This window comes from Agarivorans sp. D1326 (assembly GCF_056958115.1).
Genome location: NZ_JBTWEN010000003.1, coordinates 372,025 through 388,602 on the forward strand (window position 1 = coordinate 372,025; position 16,578 = coordinate 388,602).

The window sequence follows — 16,578 nt, forward strand, 5'->3', positions numbered from 1 at the left end:
CCTTTTTGTTAGGCAAGTTGTGAACGGGTAAAGTGAAGCGCAGTGCACTGTTTTAGCTTAAACCATGCGTAAGCGCCTGCAAGTGTATTGGCAATACAAGCCGCGACAATTGTTTGAATAATGCTTTGTGTTGCTGTGCCAAGCCAAATGGCTGGAACATATAAAACCAATAAACGAACCATAGATACAAACAAGGCTCGGCGAGCTTCCCCTAGGGCATTAAATGCTGAAACCACTAGCATGCAAAGGCCAAGAGGTGCATAGCTAAAAGGAATGATCCAAAGAGCGATGCTAAACCAGTTTTGCATCATCATATCAGCACTTATTAGCGGAATAATATAGGGCGAGCTAATCGCTGCGGTAAGAGCAATTACTAGATGAAACATCAGTAAAAACTTAGCGGTAACCGTTAACACCTCAACAATTTCGTTTAGCTTACCTTCACCAAGGTAGCGGCCAACAATTGGGGGAATAGCCATAGTTAAAGCTAAAGTAAAAACCAGAAGAAAGCTTTCTAGTCGAGATAATAAGCTCCAGAAGGCGATTTCCTCAGTGCCAATCTGAGCAATTAGTAGCATACAAATAAAGGCGCTTAATGAGGGCAGCGACTGATTCAATATGGTTGGCACCGTTGTGCGAATTAACTCTTTGCCATAGTAAAAATAGGGCGAGTTTTGTATGGCTAGCTGCTTAGTACTGCTGCTGGGTGAGCTTAAGTTTATAGCAGCAAACCACTGTTTGCCGCGTGCTTTATTCAGCATATACAGAGTACAAATGCCGTAACTTAAGGTAGAGGCAAGGGCTGCCCCTACTATGCCCATGTTAAAACCAAAGATAAGCAAAGGGTCTAGTATCAGGTTGATTATACTGGCCAACAGGAACATCTGTCCGGTGGTTTTTGTATCTTCATTTGCTCGATAGACACAAGATACCAAGTATAGCGCGGCAACAGAGATAGCACTTAGCAGCCAAACTGGCCAATAGCGATTAAAGATCGCTGCCAAGGCAAGTTGTTTTGCCGAGCTTAAATCGGAGGCAATGAAGGTCGCCAATATTGGCTCTTGTAACAGCCACAACACCACGCCCAGTAAGGTGATAAACAAGGTGCCGCCAGCCGCTGCTAATGTGGCAACGGTTTGAGATTTTAGCTTATCGCGGCCGCCACAGGCTTTAGAAATAATAGACGTTGCCGCAACCCCAATACCTACTTGAATTCCAATAAACGCTGCTTGAAAGGGTAAGGTAATGCCATGAACCGCAAGTTGGTTAAGGCCAAGCATGCCGATAAATACTGAATCAACCAGTTGCACCAACATAATCGCAAACAAACCCACGGTGAGTGGCAGTGTGCGCTTGATGATAAGTGTTAAGCTTGGCGATACGGCAAACATCTAGATAACCTTGGTTTCGGTGAGGGCAGAAACAGCAGTGGCTTACTTTACGGCAAGCCACTAAGCGTTATGGGTAGCGACTAGGGTCTGTTGGCCTTTGCTGATGGTTTTTGCAGCAATTTATTAGCCATTTAGGCAAGGCAGTGAGTGTGCATTTAAGTGGGCTTAATAATCACTCGCTAACGCTGAATAAATGGCTAAGAAATGCTGCCCGAACAAAATTTCAACACCAAAGATCAACAGACCTTAGTTAATATCAACGACAACCTTGCCAATTGCTTGACCACTGGCTAGGCGATTATGCGCTGCCGCGGCATCGGCTAGGGCAAATTGTTCGCTATCAAGTACTGGTTTTAGTTCACCGGCCTCAACAACTTTTGCCAGTGCTTCTAGGATCTTACCGTGTGCAGCTCGACCTTGGTTATAGATCATTGGTAAAAGCATAAACACAACATGTAAAGACAAGCCCTTCATGTGCACCATGGTTAAGTCTTGTTCGTGCATAGACAGCGTGGTGGCAATCTGACCGTTTAGCTTGGCCGCTTCAATTGAGTTATTGATATTGGCGCCGCCCACTGAATCAAAAATTACGTCAAAACCAGCACCCTTGGTGTACTTTTCAACATAGTCTGCAACGGCTTCGGTTTTGAAGTCGATAGCTGTTGCGCCAAGCGCTGCGATGAGATCAGTTTGTTCGCCAGCGGCACCAGTTGCAAAAACCTCAGTACCAAAATGTTTAGCAAGTTGTAGTGCAACATGTCCCACGCCACCGGCGCCGCCATGAACAAGTACTTTTTGGCCTGCTGTAATGCCAGCTCTAATCAAACCTTCGTAGGCGGTAATACCCACTAACGGTAGCGCAGCAGCTTCTCGCATTGAGATGTTGCTTGGCTTGTGAGCCACTAAATTCGCGTCTGCCAGCATGTATTCTGCTAACGAGCCTTGCAGTTCACCAAGACCACCAGCACAGCCGTAAACTTCATCTCCAACCTTAAAGTTGCTTACGCCTTCACCAACCGCTTCAACTGTACCTGCGAAATCCATTCCCAAAACACCTGGGAGCTTAGGGTGAAAAGGTAAGGCTTCACCCATGTTACGAATCATCATGTCGATGGTGTTAACACTAGACGCCGCAACCTTTATTAACAGGTGACCTGATTTAAGCTCTGGTTTGGCTATTTCTGCTGTTTCAAATACCTTGCTGTCACCGAATGCGCGAATCACAGTTGCTTTCATGATGATGAACCTCTATCCGTTATTGTTTGTCATTGATTGGGGTTCAGTATAGGCAGCATGCTTAGTTTGATAAGAAGGACAAATACAAAATCAGTTTTAAGTTTTTGTTAATAATTAAGTGTCACTTGGAAAAGTGAGACCTATCAGGCCTAATAACATTTTTGAAGCAGGTTTATTAGCGACATTACCTTAGCTGCATTATTAAATTTTTATTAACACTGATTATGCGTTTCACTTTCTTATTCCTGCTCAGACTTAGCAGTAGACTTCTCGGCAATAAACGCCCTAGGTTGAGGAGCCTAATATGCATTATGAAGGTAAAATCTATCGTCCTTGGATGGAAGCCAAGAGTGTACTTATTCAAACCACGCTAGGTTGCAGCAATAACCAGTGTACCTTCTGTACTATGTTCGACGACAAACGTTTTAAAGTGCGTGAGCTTGAGGCGATCTTTAAAGACATTGATGAAGCGAGATTGTTACATCGCCAGGTCGAGTCAATATTTCTTATCGACGGCAATGTAATGGCGATGCGCACCGACAAGCTGTTAAAGATCCTTGATAAAATTAAAGTGACCTTTCCTGAGCTAAAGCACTTGGCGCTGTATTCGGGCTTTAACGATTTTCGCCGTAAGAGTATGTCGGAGCTAAAAGAATTGCGTTCGGCGGGGCTTACTACAGCTTATTCTGGATTAGAGTCTGGCGATCCTATTGTGCTGGAGCGGATTAAAAAGGGCATGACACGTGAGCATGCCATTAAAGGTATGGAGATGGCGCGTGAAGCTAACATTCAAGTGCTTGCCTCGTTTATTTTTGGTCTTGGTGGCAAAGAGCGTTCTGTTGAACATGCGAAAAACACCACTAGTTTGCTTAATATTATGCGTCCAGATGCGATTGCGCCAATGGCGCTTGCTATTCAACCGGGTAGCGAGTTGGAGCGGGAGCTACACCGGGGAGAGTTTGCACTACCCACACCGCTACAGATTTTAGAAGAGGAAAAGTATTTGCTGGAAAACATGGATGATTTCCCGTGTTATTACTGGGGTGACCATGGTAACAACATAGCGTCTATGCGCGGTGTTTGGCCCGAGGTTCGCCAATCTTTCTTGCAGAACATTAATCAGCATATCGCGCATAATCCAATGGCGAAGAAAAATGCGATTGAGACCTATGCATGGTAGACAGTTGCCCAGAGATTTAGTCTAAAACATTCAATATCAAGTTAATAAGCGGCTGCACTAGAGCCGCTTTTTTGTTGGTTTAAATAAAGCTTAAAGTGACTCTTTAATGCCAGTTTGCCATTCACCACCACCGGTTATTTCTCAAGATTTTTCTTATTAAGCGAGTTTCGGTTTGTAGTGATGAACTGCTTTTTGTGTGTTCAGGTCAGAAACACTTTTCGACCTTGCTATAGCCATTCATTAATTAGGTTTCTCTTATGTTTAACTTCTATATTAATCATTAAATTCAATAGCTTACATTGTTAATCTTTTCTTTATTTAGTTTCGTTTTTTCTTTGATTGTTTAAACAATGAGCTAGGAATACTTTGTAATTAGTTATCCACGGGCTGATAACGAAACAATCATAAAATGGAAGGAACTGAATATGGCTTACCAAGGCTACACAACATTTAGCGCAAAACAAGATGACGCGATTTTATATGTCACTTTTGATTTTGGAACGGTTAACGTACAAGGTCAGGAGATGCTAGCTGACCTAAATGGTTTGGCGCTGCGTTTAGAACGCGATCGCAGCGTAAAAGTGGTGGTATTTCAATCGGCAAATCCAGAAATTTGGGTATGTCATTATGATACGGACTTGCTTAAAGACATGTCGACTGAGGCGGTATCTCGCGAAGACGCAAAACTACTCGACTTACAAGCAGTGCTTGAGCGCATTAGCAAGTTGCCTCAAGCGACCATTGCTAAACTCGAAGGCTTTGCCCGTGGCGGCGGTCATGAGTTTGCCCTAGCTTGTGATATGCGCTTTGCGGCACGCGGCAAATACAAATTTATGCAAATGGAAGTGGGCATGGGCATCTTGCCATGTGGTGGCGGTGCTTCACGTATGGCTCGCCAAGTGGGTTTGGGCCGCGCTTTAGAAATTGTATTAAGCGCACGTGATTTTAGTGCCGACGAAGCTGAAGCTTACGGCACCATTAATAAGGCCTTAGAACCCGATGAAATTGGTCCTTATGTTGATGCGCTCGCGCAACGTATATCTAAGTTCCCTGCAGAATCAATTAACGCTTGTAAGCAGATGGTGTACGAGTCAATCGATAAACCGATAGATGAAGCGCTTAAAGCAGAAGCTTATTGGCTATACCAAGCGACTAGTAAAACACCGGCTGTTAAGCGTTTCCAAATTGCCGACGAGCAGGGCTTAGAGCACGATATCGAGAACCAACGTAACTGGGAACAGTTAGTTATGAATGTTCAAGATATTAACTAGAACAAGCTAACAAGAAAGCTCCTACTGTGTTAACTCGAAAGAGAAACGAGGAGCTTTCTTATTTCTATAGCTCATCAAGCCAAGCGCTAAAGCGAATAGTTTATTCACTCCAATCAACAAAATAAGAGGTTCACTATGCTAGGTGAAAGCCATTCATTACTGCACGAATTCCCAAAGTCTAAAGCAAGTATTTTAAGCTTAGTTAACAGCGACGAAAATTTTGCTAAAGATGCTCAGCACTACGAAGACTTAGACAATAAAATTAGAGATTTAGAACTCAGTAATTCGCCGATTGACGATCAAGCCATGCACCAGTTGAAGCACGATCGTTCTCTGCTAAAAGACTCGCTCTATCAGCGGATCTTGCAAGCGGAAACGGAACAGTAAGAGCAAATAGTTTATAGGCTCAGCCTTAGCGCTTGAGCCTATGAGCTGAGGTTAGTCTTTCTTTAAGGCGCCGGATATTCTTTGATCGCAAATGCCGGTGTTGCTACACCTTGAATATCTTCAAGCTCTACGGCAAAAACGCCGCCACTTAGTGGGTAATCACGCAGCTGTTGTTCACTCATGCCTTCACGAGCGCTCACTACATATAAGGTGCTTAAGTTTGGCCCGCCAAAGGCACATTTAGTGACATTAAGTGCTGGAATGGCAATCTGCCGTTCGAGTTTTCCCTCTGGCGTATAGCGGCTTACTTGAGCACCGTTATAGTGGGCAACCCAAATGTGTTGCTCTGCGTCGATAGTGATTCCATCGGGGTTACCAAAGCTACGGTCAATCTCCAGCCAAGGCTCCAATGTTGATGCATCACCATCATCAGTTAACTTGCTACGAAGAATGGTAAAGTTTTCGGTATCTACAAAATAGCCGTAGCCTTGTTTATCACAGAACGTTGGGCCATTGGTGACCCAGTATTTTTCACTTAATGAGCTAAGGCTAAGCGCTGGCGTTAAGCGGTAAAATTTTCCTGAGTCTTGTTTAATTTGGCAATCCATTGAACCTAACCAAAGATCGCCATTTGGAGCAACCCAAGCATCATTAAGGCGGTTGTCTGGCAATTGAGGTTCTGGGTCTAGTAAAGGATAAACTGTTCCGTCGCGTAATAGTTTAACGCCGTCGGCATAGGTGGCGACAAAGGTGGTGCTTTCTCCGGGTATTTGGGTGGGCAAAACTGCGCTAATCATTGGCTTTTGCGACCAGCTTTGTTGCCCTCCTGAACTTGGCTGATAGCGGTGTAAAGTTTCTTTAAGAATGTCTACCCAATAGAGCGCTTGCTCTTGCTCTATCCATACAACGCCTTCGCCTAAACGCGCTTCGGCTTGCCAAATACATTCCACAGTATATTGCTTCGACATTCTTGTTCCTTTGCTACACATGCCCACTGAATGGGATTATCTCATCTCATTAAACCCTTATCGATGGTAACACTTCGTAGCTTGGGGATGTTTTGTTTCATCGGGTTTCAGCATCTTTGTGAGTTAAGGACAGGTGGAGTTACGAGGTGCTTGTAGAAGAGGGCGTTATTATTAAGAGCACTTTAAACACTTGGCCGAACAGTTTTAGTCGGCCAAGTGCTTTAACAGTTTATTTCGCTCGCTTAATGCCAATATCTTGGTAGTTAACTTGGCTAATGGCTAAACCTTGCCAGTTACCAAAGGCTTTGGCTTGGCTTGTTTTTGCTTGATAAAAATAAGGTTGGCGCAAAGCGGCTTGCTCTGCGGGCATGGCAAAGTATAAACGGGCACTTTCGCCATTTAGTTGAGCACTAGTGAGATAGGCGACGAGTGCATGCTCGAGCGCGTGGTAATCACTTTTCCAAAGATGAATTTTGAGCCCCTGATTGGCAACCGGATAGGTGCCGCCATCTTCGGCGATAAAGCGCTCAAACCATTGTGGATAGGTATTAGCTAAGTAGCGTTTAGCCTTAGGTTCAACTAAAGCTAGGCTTGCCGCCGCCTGATCGAGTTCTGCATATTCCCACCAAATAGCTGGAGCGCCATTGGGCAGGCGACGCCATCCGCCTTCGCCTTGTTCAATAAAGGCGGCTTGCAAGGTAGCCTGAAGGCCTTGCTTACTTTGGCTAACAAGTTGCTGTTGGCCTAAATACTCGGCGGCTAACCAACTCATCCACCAAGATTTAGCCGTGTGACCAAAATCATTATGCCGAGCAGAGTCTGGTTGGTAATTATCGCCATGCTTGGTGCCCCAAAAACGAAAATCATCGGGGCGCAAAAACTGCTGCGTGATGGTGTTAAGCAGTTTAGAAAGATCATTATCCCACTGGCTTTTGTGAGGTTCTGGTAGTAATGGCGATATTAGCAACATATAGGCGTTTATTTGGTCGAGTTGTGCCACAAGCTCAACTTCTTCTCCAGTGCCGTTGGTGGATGCCGCATTTACCCAGCGCAAGCGCTGTTGTTGCTCGTCCCAATATTTATCAAATATGTAATCTTTAACTTTTAGTAAGTCATTGAGTACTGCTTTATCGCCAGTTAAGTAGTAGTAAAAGGCCATGCCTAATTGAGCGTAGGCAAGGTCTTGAGTGGTACGTTGTTTAGCTGAAAATTTTGATTGTCCGTTTTCGGTCACGCTCACTACCGAGCCTTGCTCTTCTAATAAATGCGTGCGCAAGTAGTCAACGCCAGCCTTGGCGAGTTGCAAGGCCTGCTTATCACCAGTGAGGTGAAAGATCACCCCATAAACAAAGGTGTGCCTAGCCTGCATGCGGGTGTAGCTTTCTCCCAAATGGGGCTTCATCCAGCTGGGAGCCGCGTTGAGCTCAGAACAGGGGCTAGCCTGAGTAAAAGCGGAGCCGTCGTTACAACGATAAGTTGGAAAGTTACCTATCGGTGAACCATGAGCATCTTGGTGTAACCAAAAAGGAGCCAGCTCGTTCTCTACGCTATCAAGCCAACGCTGGGCAGAAGGGATTTGCAAATCGCCCGCTTGGGCATTGCCGTTAGCAATTAAACACACACTGAGTAATACTCGTTTCACAGTCTATTTCCTCAAGCTAAAACGCCATCGCTTAAGAGTTTATCTGAGCATCGATAGAAAAAATCAGTGTTAGTACACAGTTTTAGGTGACTTATTGATAGATAGGATGGTTGAAAGATAGGCGATAGCAATACGCTATCGCCTATAAGGTTTACCCGCGTTGTTTCAACTGTTTAACACTGTTTTGAACACGTCGATAAAACTTGCCTAAGTCTCTATCGGAGGCTCGTCGCTCAGCTACGCTGGCGGCGTTAAACTGTTGCTCACGCATTAGTTTGTGGTAGTTCACTAAGCGCCTTTCATCCAGTAGGCCCTGGCTTATGGCTTGTTGCACTTGGCAGCCGGGCTCACTGTTGTGTTGGCAATCGGCGAACTTACAATGCTCGGCGAGCTCAGTAATATCGTTGAAGGTGGCATTTACCCCTTCTTCACAATCGCTGAGTTGTAGCTCACGCATACCGGGAGTGTCTAGCAGTAAGCCACCGTTCTCCATTAGATGCATTGAGCGCGCCGTGGTTGTGTGCCTACCTTTACTATCGGCTTCTCTAATTTCCCCTGTTTGGCTAGTTTGTTCACCTAACAGCGTATTAATTAGGGTAGATTTTCCCACCCCTGAAGAGCCCATAAAAGCAACCGTTTGGCCCTGCTTACACCAAGGGTTAAGTTTGGCCACCTCGTTGGCATCCAGCGAGTTGACTGCTTCAACCATTAACATGGGATCAAGCTTTTGTACTTGCTGGATAAAGCTGGGTACGTCGTCACAAGTATCGGCTTTAGTTAGCACCACCACTGGGTCTACTTTAGCTTCATTAGCTAAGGCCAAATAACGTTCAATACGGCTTAGATTAAAGTTATTGTTCAATGAACATACGATAAATACCGTGTCTACATTGGCGGCAATTAGCTGTAGTTCTGCACGGGTACCTACTGCCTTACGGCTAAATAAGGTAGCGGGTTCGAGATGCTTTACAAATTTAGCCTCGGGTGTATTGGCTTGCTCTAACAATAACCAGTCACCTACGGCCATTTTAGGCATATTGGGGTGAATGGTGATGCGTTGTAAGCCAAGTTCACTGGCGACCAAATATTCACTGCGGTGCTGTTCAAATACGCGCGCAGCAGTGTACGAACTTAGTTCGTTTAAATTAAGTTGTTGTTGAAAAAAGGGTTTCCATCCAAGTTGAGATAGAGAAAAAGAAATACCCATTTGAGATTACCCCAAGCACAGTTGTGCTATAAAAAGAATATAGGGGTCGTTGTTACGCCCCGGTAATAACCGGGCTGAGCAGGAGTAACAGAGTTACGCTTGTTCCTGAGCCCGAGAAGGTGTGATTACAATCATTTTGTATCCTCGCTATTGACTAAAAATCGGCTAAATAATAGCAAATGATGTGGGCGAACCCCACAATTACTTGAATAACTATTGAGACAAATCAGGTCTTGGATCTTTAAGGCTTAACAGCCACACTGTTTAAAACGATCTTATGAATAACTGCGTATAGCTTATTAAAGCTTAATTACTAACACGAGCAAGAGAAGTGGAGTAGGGTATGCATTATTTTCGACCCGCACGTGAACGCGGATCTGTTGATTTAGGTTGGCTTAAAAGCCAGCACAGTTTTTCCTTTGCCAATTATTACGACCCCAAACACATGGGGTATTCAGTATTGCGAGTTATTAATCAAGATAGTGTTGCGCCCAGTAAGGGTTTTGACACCCATCAGCATAAAGATATGGAAATCATTTCCTACGTAACCCATGGCGCCGTTGAACATAAAGATAGCATGGGTAATCGCTATCAAGTTCCTGCCGGTGATATTCAAGTCATGAGTGCAGGCACTGGGCTTAGTCATTCCGAGTTTAATTGCTCTGATGTTGATGACTTAGAGTTTTTGCAAATTTGGATAAAACCGCAGCAAACTGGTTTGGCTCCTGCCTACCAGCAAGCACGGATTAGCCAAGGGGAATTACTAACCCCACTTGTTACTCCTGATGGCCGCGATGGTTCGCTAATTATGAATCAAGACGCCGCTCTATATCGTCTTGCACTTAAGCCGAATAGCCAGTTTGAATTAGAAGTGATGAAAGCGTGTGGCTATTTGCATGTGGTAAGCGGTGCAGCAAACTTGCAGCAAGCTTCTGGCAGTGCTTATACGGTTCGGCCCGGCGATGGGGTAGGTGTATCAGGTGAAGAAGCCTTAAGTATAAAAACGGAAAGCTACGCCCTAGAAGCGCTTTGGTTTGATTTGCCCAGTGCCTGAACCGCGTAATTGGCAGATTTTATTATCCATTAAGTAATATCTATTTCTTAGTTTAACCCTTATATATAGGCTATGTTAGCGTTAACATATGTTTATCTTGTTCACAAAAAAAACATAAAAACGTACAATTTTTCACCACTCATAATGATAGATTACATTTTAACTTGGGCTTTTTCCTCTTACTGCTATGGTTGCGCTGCATATAAAAGCAACTACAGCAAACAACAAACAATAACTTGAGCTGTTAGGTGAGGGGTGTTCATAGCCTTAGCCAACACCTGCCACTCAGGGCCAACTATGTAAGAGGATAAATGGAATGATCTCAAATAAACCCGTGCTGGCTTTATTGAGCCTAGCGCTATGGTCGCCATTAAGTTCAGCAGAGTTACTACAAAAATTTGAGCTGGAAAATGGAAGTTTGTTACCCGGTTACTCAAGCGCAATTGATAGTCCGTTTAACGGTGTTGCAGCTTATGCAAACAATGATGGGGTGCAAGCAACAGCGCAAATTAGTAATACACCCGGCCAGTTTCGTTTAGATATTAGCGGCGCAAGTAGCGCCAATAATGCAGCGGGTATTAGTGTTTACCTTGATGATAAAAAAATAGGTGCAACAGAGTTTGTGGGCACTGCTGCATCGCTTGCTAGCATTAGTTTTAAACTAGACACGATGCCGCTTAACTCGAGCCTTTCGTTTAAATTAGAAACCGATGATGGCAGTAACGATACCTATTTAGATTGGTTTGAGCTGCATCGCGTAGGCGATATAGCTGCCTTGCCTGCGGCGCCAGTATTGCCAAGTGATGGCGCATACAATACCGGCGTATACCGCAATATGTTTGCCGAGCTTGGCTACTCAAAAGCTGAGGTTGAAGCACGTGTTCAAGCGGTATATGACCAGCTATTTCATAATACTGATACCGCCAATAAAGCGATATTTATTCCGGTGGGTGATGATATGGCCTACATCTGGGATGTAGGCAACAACGATGTTCGTAGTGAGGGCATGTCTTACGGCATGATGATGGCGGTGCAAATGAACCGTCAAGACGACTTCAACAAGCTTTGGAAATGGGCGCACACTTACTCACTAAACAAATCGGGTGTTAACAAAGGATACTTTGCTTGGAAGGTAAGCACCGCCGGTGATGTACAAGATGCCTACCCAGCGCCCGATGGCGAAGAATACTTTGCCACAGCTCTGTTTTTTGCTTCTCACCGTTGGGGTGATGGCACAGGTATTTACAATTACAGCGCGCAAGCTAATCAGATCCTTGATGATATGTACGGTAACGGCGAGATGCGTTACAACAATCAAGGTCAGTTAGAAGAAATTAGTCTGTTTGATCACAATGAAAAACAAATTGTGTTCTCTCCAGCCACACCTTATGACAGAAACTGGACAGATCCTTCCTACCACCTTCCTGCATTTTACGAGTTGTGGGCGCGTTGGGCGAACAACAACAATCAATTTTGGGCGGACATTGCTATTACCAGTCGCGCATTTTTGAAAACCACCGTTAACCCAGCCAATGGTTTAAGCCCCGATTATGCTTATTTTGATGGCACTCCGCATGGCGAGTTTCAAGCTTGGAAAACCACTTTCCAATATGATGCTTGGCGCACCGTTGGTAATGCCGCAATGGACTTTGCATGGTGGCAAAAAGATCCCTGGCAAACTCAATATGTAAATAGCTTGCAAGCCTTCTTTAAGAGCGAAGGGATAGATTCTTACTCAAGCCTGTATGAGCTTAATGGTACGCCTTATCAAAACAATAGCGACCACTCACCTGGTTTAGTGGCCATGAATGCTTTAGCTAGCTTAGCGGCTAACGATCAACAAGCTTGGGAGTTTGTGCAAGCCCTTTGGGATACTCCAGTGCCTAGTGGTCAGTGGCGTTATTACGATGGCACCTTATATATGTTTGGCATGCTGGCATTAAGTGGTAACTATCAGATTTATTGCCCTGCTGGAGAATGTGATGCGGTAGTTCCACCTACCGAGAATCGATCTCCGGTGGCGGTAAATGACAGTGTTACAACTGCTCAAGATACGCCGCTAGTGGTTAGTGTTTTGCAAAATGACAGTGATCCGGATGGCGATACTATTAGCATTGTGAGTTTTACCCAAGCAAGCAACGGCAGTGTTAGCCAAGTAGGTGACGGTTTAAGTTACTCGCCAAAAAGCAATTACTCGGGCAGCGATAGCTTTAGCTATACCATTAGCGATGGGCAACTAGAGGCAAGTGCTACTGTGTCTGTTACGGTAACAGACACTACGGTGAATAATCCCCCTAGTGCCTGTTTTACTGTGAGCAGTGACGCGGTAACAGTTGGTCAGTCAATTGATTTTGACGCTAGTTGCGCAAACGATGTAGACGGTGATGTGCTGAGTTATGCTTGGAGCTTTGGTGATAGCAACGGCACCACAGGGGCTACAGCTAGCCACAGTTACAGTGCTGCTGGTACTTATCAAGCAAGCTTAACGGTAAGCGATGGTAAGGGTGCTAGTGATGTTTATAGTGTAAGCATTGATGTTAGCAACTCAGATAATGGCCCTGGCGGTGCGGTGTGTAGCTACACGGTAGATAATGATTGGAATAGTGGCTTTGTGGCCAGTATTACTATTAGCAACCAAGGCACAACTGCGATAAATGGCTGGCAAGTGAGCTGGGCATACAGTGACGGGTCTTCCGTTACTAGCAGCTGGAATAGCACGCTAACCGGTAGCCAGCCTTATGTGGCTAGCTCGTTATCTTGGAACTCGACCATTCAACCTGGGCAATCGGTGACCTTTGGTTTTCAAGGCTCTAAAGGCACAGTAAACACACCAGCTGAAGTAGTCACACTTGGTGGCTCAAGCTGTAATTAAGCCAATTGATTAAAGCAAAACAATTTAAGAGAGGCATTAGCCTCTCTTTTGGTTTTTAGCGCTTTAATGTAAAAATCCTTATCATAATTTTGTGGATGTTAACGTTAACTTTTTGTTAACCCTGTTCACAGTTCTGTATGAAATTTGTACGTTATTTCTTTTCTCTTTCATGATCACTTTCATTCTGCCTTGGATAATTTTTGAGCGCTGCTATGGTTTGTGCTGCATTCAGCCTTTGCTCTAGTTACCAATACTAATATGGGTGATTTAATCGTTTAAAAACCAAATAATATTCGATGGCTGAACTGCGTTATTGCATAGATGAGGATAAAAGGAATGATCTTTAAAAGAACAGTATTAACGCTGTTAAGTATTGGGGTGTTATCTCCAGTATGTTCGGCCGAAGTACTACAAAAATTCGAAATGGAGAATGGCAGTTTACTGCCTGGTTATTCGGGGCTAATTGACAGCCCATTTAATGGTGTAGCTGCTTATGCCAATAATGATGGGCTTGAAACATCGGCTCAAATATCAAATATTCCGGGCGAGTTTCGCCTTGATATTCGAGGAGCAAGTAGTGCCAATAATGCTGCTGGTATTAGCGTTTATCTCGGCGGCCAAAAAATCGGTGCTACAGAATTTTCGGGGACGAGCGCCTCAGTAAATAGCATCAATTTTAAGCTCGAAACTCAGCCAAGTTCGGCTAATCTTCAATTTAGACTAGAAACCGATAACGGAAGTAATGACACCTTTCTCGACTGGTATGAGTTACACCGAGTTGGTGACATTGCACCGCTGCCCGATGCACCCGTTTTACCTAGCGCAGGCGCTTACGACACCGGTGTATACCGCAACATGTTCCAAGAGCTTGGTTACTCCAAAGCTGAAGTAGATGCCAAAGTACAAGCGGTCTACGATCAGCTATTCCATAGCAGTGATACGACTAACCAAGCGATTTTTATTCCGGTTGGCAACGACATGGCCTATATCTGGGATGTGGGCAACAACGATGTGCGTAGTGAAGGCATGTCGTACGGCATGATGATGGCAGTACAAATGGGCCGTCAGGATGACTTTGACAAGTTGTGGAAGTGGGCGCACACCTATTCGCTCAATAAATCGGGTAACAACAAAGGTTACTTTGCTTGGAAGGTGAGCACTTCAGGCAATATTCAAGATGCGAATCCGGCCCCCGATGGTGAAGAGTATTTTGTAACCGCCTTATTTTTTGCCTCTCACTTATGGGGAGATGGCAGCGGTATTTTCAACTACAGCGCGCAAGCGAATCAAATCTTAAAAGACATGTATGGTAACGGTGAGACCCGCTACAACAATCAAGGTCAGCTAGAAGAGTTTAGTTTGTTCAACCATGCGGAAAAACAAATAGTGTTTTCTCCGGCTACACCAACCGACAGAAACTGGACCGATCCTTCATATCATCTGCCAGCATTTTATGAGTTGTGGGCGCGTTGGGCCGACAATAACAATGCGTTTTGGGCTGATTTAGCGGTGACCAGTCGCGCCTTCTTAAAAACAACGGTTAACCCTGCTAACGGTTTAAGCCCCGATTATGCTTACTTTGATGGTACGCCACATGGTGATTTCCAAAACTGGAAAGATACCTTCCAATATGATGCTTGGCGCACCGTGGGCAACGCAGCAATGGACTTCGCTTGGTGGCAAGCCGACCCTTGGCAAACTACCTACGTAAATAGTCTGCAGAGCTTCTTTAAGAGTGAAGGCATCGACTCTTACGCGAGTTTGTATGAATTAGATGGAACGCCTTATCAAAACAATTCTGATCATTCCCCAGGCTTAGTAGCCATGAATGCGATGGCGAGTTTGGCCTCTAACAACCAACGCTCATGGGAGTTTATTCAAGCTTTTTGGGATACCCCAGTACCTAGCGGAAAATACCGCTACTACGACGGTACCTTGTATATGTTTGGCATGTTAGCACTAAGCGGCAACTATCGAATTATTTGTCCAGCGGGTGAGTGTGATGTAGTTACCCCTCCACCATCCGGAGGAAATAACCCTCCAACCGCCAATAACGACAGCAGCACGACCACCGAGGATACCGCGGTAAGCATTGCGGTACTGCAAAATGATAGCGATGCCGACGGTGATGCTTTATCTATTACCAGCTATACCCAAGCGGGCAACGGTAGCGTTAGCCAAGTTGGTGACTCATTAAATTATTCTCCTAACAGTGGTTTTGTTGGCAGCGATAGTTTTAGTTACACCATTAGTGATGGCCAAGCCAGCGCTAGCGCAACGGTGACTATAACTGTTACAGCTAATGATAATGGAGGCACACCGCCTACAGAGGGAGAATTACTTGAGCAAGTTGAGTTGGAAACTGGAGTGATTACACCGTCTTATCGCCAACCTATTACGTCACCATACGCTGGCGTTATTCTTTACGGAAATGGTGAAGCGGTAACGGTTAGCAGCAGCAACTTAGCAGCAGGCGACTATAGCTTGGTGATTAATGGCTCATCCAGCAATAACACAGCTGCGGGTATTAGTGTTTATGCCGACAATGTAAAAGTAGGGACAGCTAGCTTTATTGGTACCAGCAGAACCGAGCAAACGATTGGTTTTAGTTTAACTAGTGCAGCAAGCTCACTTAAATTTGTATTAGAAACCGATGTTGGGCAAAACGATACCTTGCTCGATTGGTACCAGCTATATAGCGGCAGCAGCACTGGTGGAGGTAATCCAAGCACTCCTAGTGAAGTGCTCGTTCAAGCAGAAAACTATAACCAATATTACGATACCACTAGTGGCAATGCGGGTGGCAGTTACCGTAGTGACGATGTAGATCTACAAATCACTTCCGATGTAGGTGGCGGTTATAACCTTGGTTGGACCGCAGCAGGGGAGTGGCTCGAGTATTCGGTTGATTTGCCTGCAGGCCGCTATAACATCGAGTTTAGAGTAGCTTCTAATCCAGGTGGCGGGCGTTATAGCTTAGAGGCCGATGGTCAAACTGTAGTCTCGGCTAGTGACGTGGCGGCTACCGGTGGTTGGCAAAATTGGGTGAGCCAGAACAAAACCAACATAGCGCTAAGCGGTGGTGCCCAAACCCTTCGTTTTAATGTTTTGCAGGGTAACTTTAATCTAAATTGGATTAAAATCTCTCCCGCAAACTAAACGATATTGACTGATATGGCAGCGCCAGCTGCCATATTTCTATACTTATCATTAATGTGAATTGTATCGCCGCAAATCTCACTTTCTATTCGGCAGCTTCCAAGTAATAGACTACTCTTTTAGTGAGTATTTAAGCCAAGTAGCTCTCTACTTCTTACAGTAAATCATCAGCTTAAATGCCCGTTGAAATTACACATCAGACTTGGATAAA

Annotated in this window: 11 protein-coding genes; 6 read left to right on the top strand and 5 right to left on the bottom strand. The window is 44.8% G+C overall.

What is annotated here, in order from left to right; translation table 11 throughout:
• Positions 1-8: 8 nt before the first annotated feature.
• Positions 9-1,391 carry an MATE family efflux transporter gene (locus ACYFDN_RS08245; RefSeq protein WP_483510716.1) on the bottom strand — a complete coding sequence of 461 codons (1,383 nt, stop codon included), beginning with the start codon at positions 1,389-1,391 and terminating at the stop codon, positions 9-11.
• 246 nt (positions 1,392-1,637) lie between these two features.
• On the bottom strand, positions 1,638-2,627 hold the full coding sequence (locus tag ACYFDN_RS08250) for a zinc-dependent alcohol dehydrogenase family protein (RefSeq protein ID WP_483510717.1): 990 nt from the start codon (positions 2,625-2,627) through the stop codon (positions 1,638-1,640).
• Positions 2,628-2,931: 304 nt separating this feature from the next.
• Between ACYFDN_RS08250 and ACYFDN_RS08255 the strand changes: the two genes are divergently transcribed.
• The 3 genes from ACYFDN_RS08255 to ACYFDN_RS08265 all read left to right on the top strand — a co-directional run bounded on the left by ACYFDN_RS08255 (position 2,932) and on the right by ACYFDN_RS08265 (position 5,465).
• Complete coding sequence (locus ACYFDN_RS08255; protein ID WP_152779946.1) at positions 2,932-3,807, top strand: radical SAM protein; 876 nt, start codon at positions 2,932-2,934, stop codon at positions 3,805-3,807.
• Between the two features lie 425 nt (positions 3,808-4,232).
• Complete coding sequence (locus ACYFDN_RS08260; protein WP_016400918.1) at positions 4,233-5,078, top strand: enoyl-CoA hydratase/isomerase family protein; 846 nt, start codon at positions 4,233-4,235, stop codon at positions 5,076-5,078.
• A 135-nt stretch (positions 5,079-5,213) separates the two neighbouring features.
• The gene (locus ACYFDN_RS08265; RefSeq protein WP_483510718.1) at positions 5,214-5,465 is read left to right on the top strand and encodes an HP1242/YdcH family protein; all 252 of its coding nucleotides are present in this window, start codon (positions 5,214-5,216) and stop codon (positions 5,463-5,465) included.
• 62 nt (positions 5,466-5,527) lie between these two features.
• Here the strand turns inward: ACYFDN_RS08265 and ACYFDN_RS08270 are convergent, their stop codons facing one another.
• The 3 genes from ACYFDN_RS08270 to rsgA all read right to left on the bottom strand — a co-directional run bounded on the left by ACYFDN_RS08270 (position 5,528) and on the right by rsgA (position 9,282).
• Positions 5,528-6,433 (bottom strand): SMP-30/gluconolactonase/LRE family protein, encoded by a 906-nt coding sequence (locus ACYFDN_RS08270; RefSeq protein ID WP_483510719.1) that lies wholly within the window; start codon positions 6,431-6,433, stop codon positions 5,528-5,530.
• Between the two features lie 229 nt (positions 6,434-6,662).
• Positions 6,663-8,075, bottom strand: a complete 1,413-nt coding sequence (locus tag ACYFDN_RS08275; RefSeq protein ID WP_483510720.1) for an AGE family epimerase/isomerase — start codon at positions 8,073-8,075, stop codon at positions 6,663-6,665.
• Positions 8,076-8,226: 151 nt separating this feature from the next.
• The gene (rsgA, locus tag ACYFDN_RS08280; protein WP_483510721.1) at positions 8,227-9,282 is read right to left on the bottom strand and encodes a ribosome small subunit-dependent GTPase A; all 1,056 of its coding nucleotides are present in this window, start codon (positions 9,280-9,282) and stop codon (positions 8,227-8,229) included.
• Positions 9,283-9,625: 343 nt separating this feature from the next.
• Here rsgA and ACYFDN_RS08285 point away from each other — a divergent pair, with 343 nt between their 5' ends.
• From ACYFDN_RS08285 to ACYFDN_RS08295, 3 genes are all read left to right on the top strand, one after another.
• Entirely contained in the window at positions 9,626-10,336 is a 711-nt protein-coding gene (locus ACYFDN_RS08285; protein ID WP_221076323.1) for a pirin family protein, read from the top strand.
• 316 nt (positions 10,337-10,652) lie between these two features.
• A complete protein-coding gene (locus ACYFDN_RS08290) occupies positions 10,653-13,208 on the top strand; it encodes a glycosyl hydrolase family 8 (RefSeq protein ID WP_483510722.1) in 2,556 nt (851 codons plus the stop codon).
• A 336-nt stretch (positions 13,209-13,544) separates the two neighbouring features.
• Positions 13,545-16,367, top strand: a complete 2,823-nt coding sequence (locus ACYFDN_RS08295; protein WP_483510723.1) for a glycosyl hydrolase family 8 — start codon at positions 13,545-13,547, stop codon at positions 16,365-16,367.
• The last annotated feature ends 211 nt before the right edge of the window (positions 16,368-16,578 follow it).

Bases quoted from the DNA above. Each gene is read 5' to 3' on its own strand.
- ACYFDN_RS08245 (WP_483510716.1), bottom strand. From the start codon at position 1,391: ATGTTTGCCGTATCGCCAAGCTTAACACTTATCATCAAGCGCACACTG.
- ACYFDN_RS08250 (WP_483510717.1), bottom strand. From the start codon at position 2,627: ATGAAAGCAACTGTGATTCGCGCATTCGGTGACAGCAAGGTATTTGAA.
- ACYFDN_RS08255 (WP_152779946.1), top strand. From the start codon at position 2,932: ATGCATTATGAAGGTAAAATCTATCGTCCTTGGATGGAAGCCAAGAGT.
- ACYFDN_RS08260 (WP_016400918.1), top strand. From the start codon at position 4,233: ATGGCTTACCAAGGCTACACAACATTTAGCGCAAAACAAGATGACGCG.
- ACYFDN_RS08265 (WP_483510718.1), top strand. From the start codon at position 5,214: ATGCTAGGTGAAAGCCATTCATTACTGCACGAATTCCCAAAGTCTAAA.
- ACYFDN_RS08270 (WP_483510719.1), bottom strand. From the start codon at position 6,433: ATGTCGAAGCAATATACTGTGGAATGTATTTGGCAAGCCGAAGCGCGT.
- rsgA (WP_483510721.1), bottom strand. From the start codon at position 9,282: ATGGGTATTTCTTTTTCTCTATCTCAACTTGGATGGAAACCCTTTTTT.
- ACYFDN_RS08285 (WP_221076323.1), top strand. From the start codon at position 9,626: ATGCATTATTTTCGACCCGCACGTGAACGCGGATCTGTTGATTTAGGT.
- ACYFDN_RS08290 (WP_483510722.1), top strand. From the start codon at position 10,653: ATGATCTCAAATAAACCCGTGCTGGCTTTATTGAGCCTAGCGCTATGG.
- ACYFDN_RS08295 (WP_483510723.1), top strand. From the start codon at position 13,545: ATGATCTTTAAAAGAACAGTATTAACGCTGTTAAGTATTGGGGTGTTA.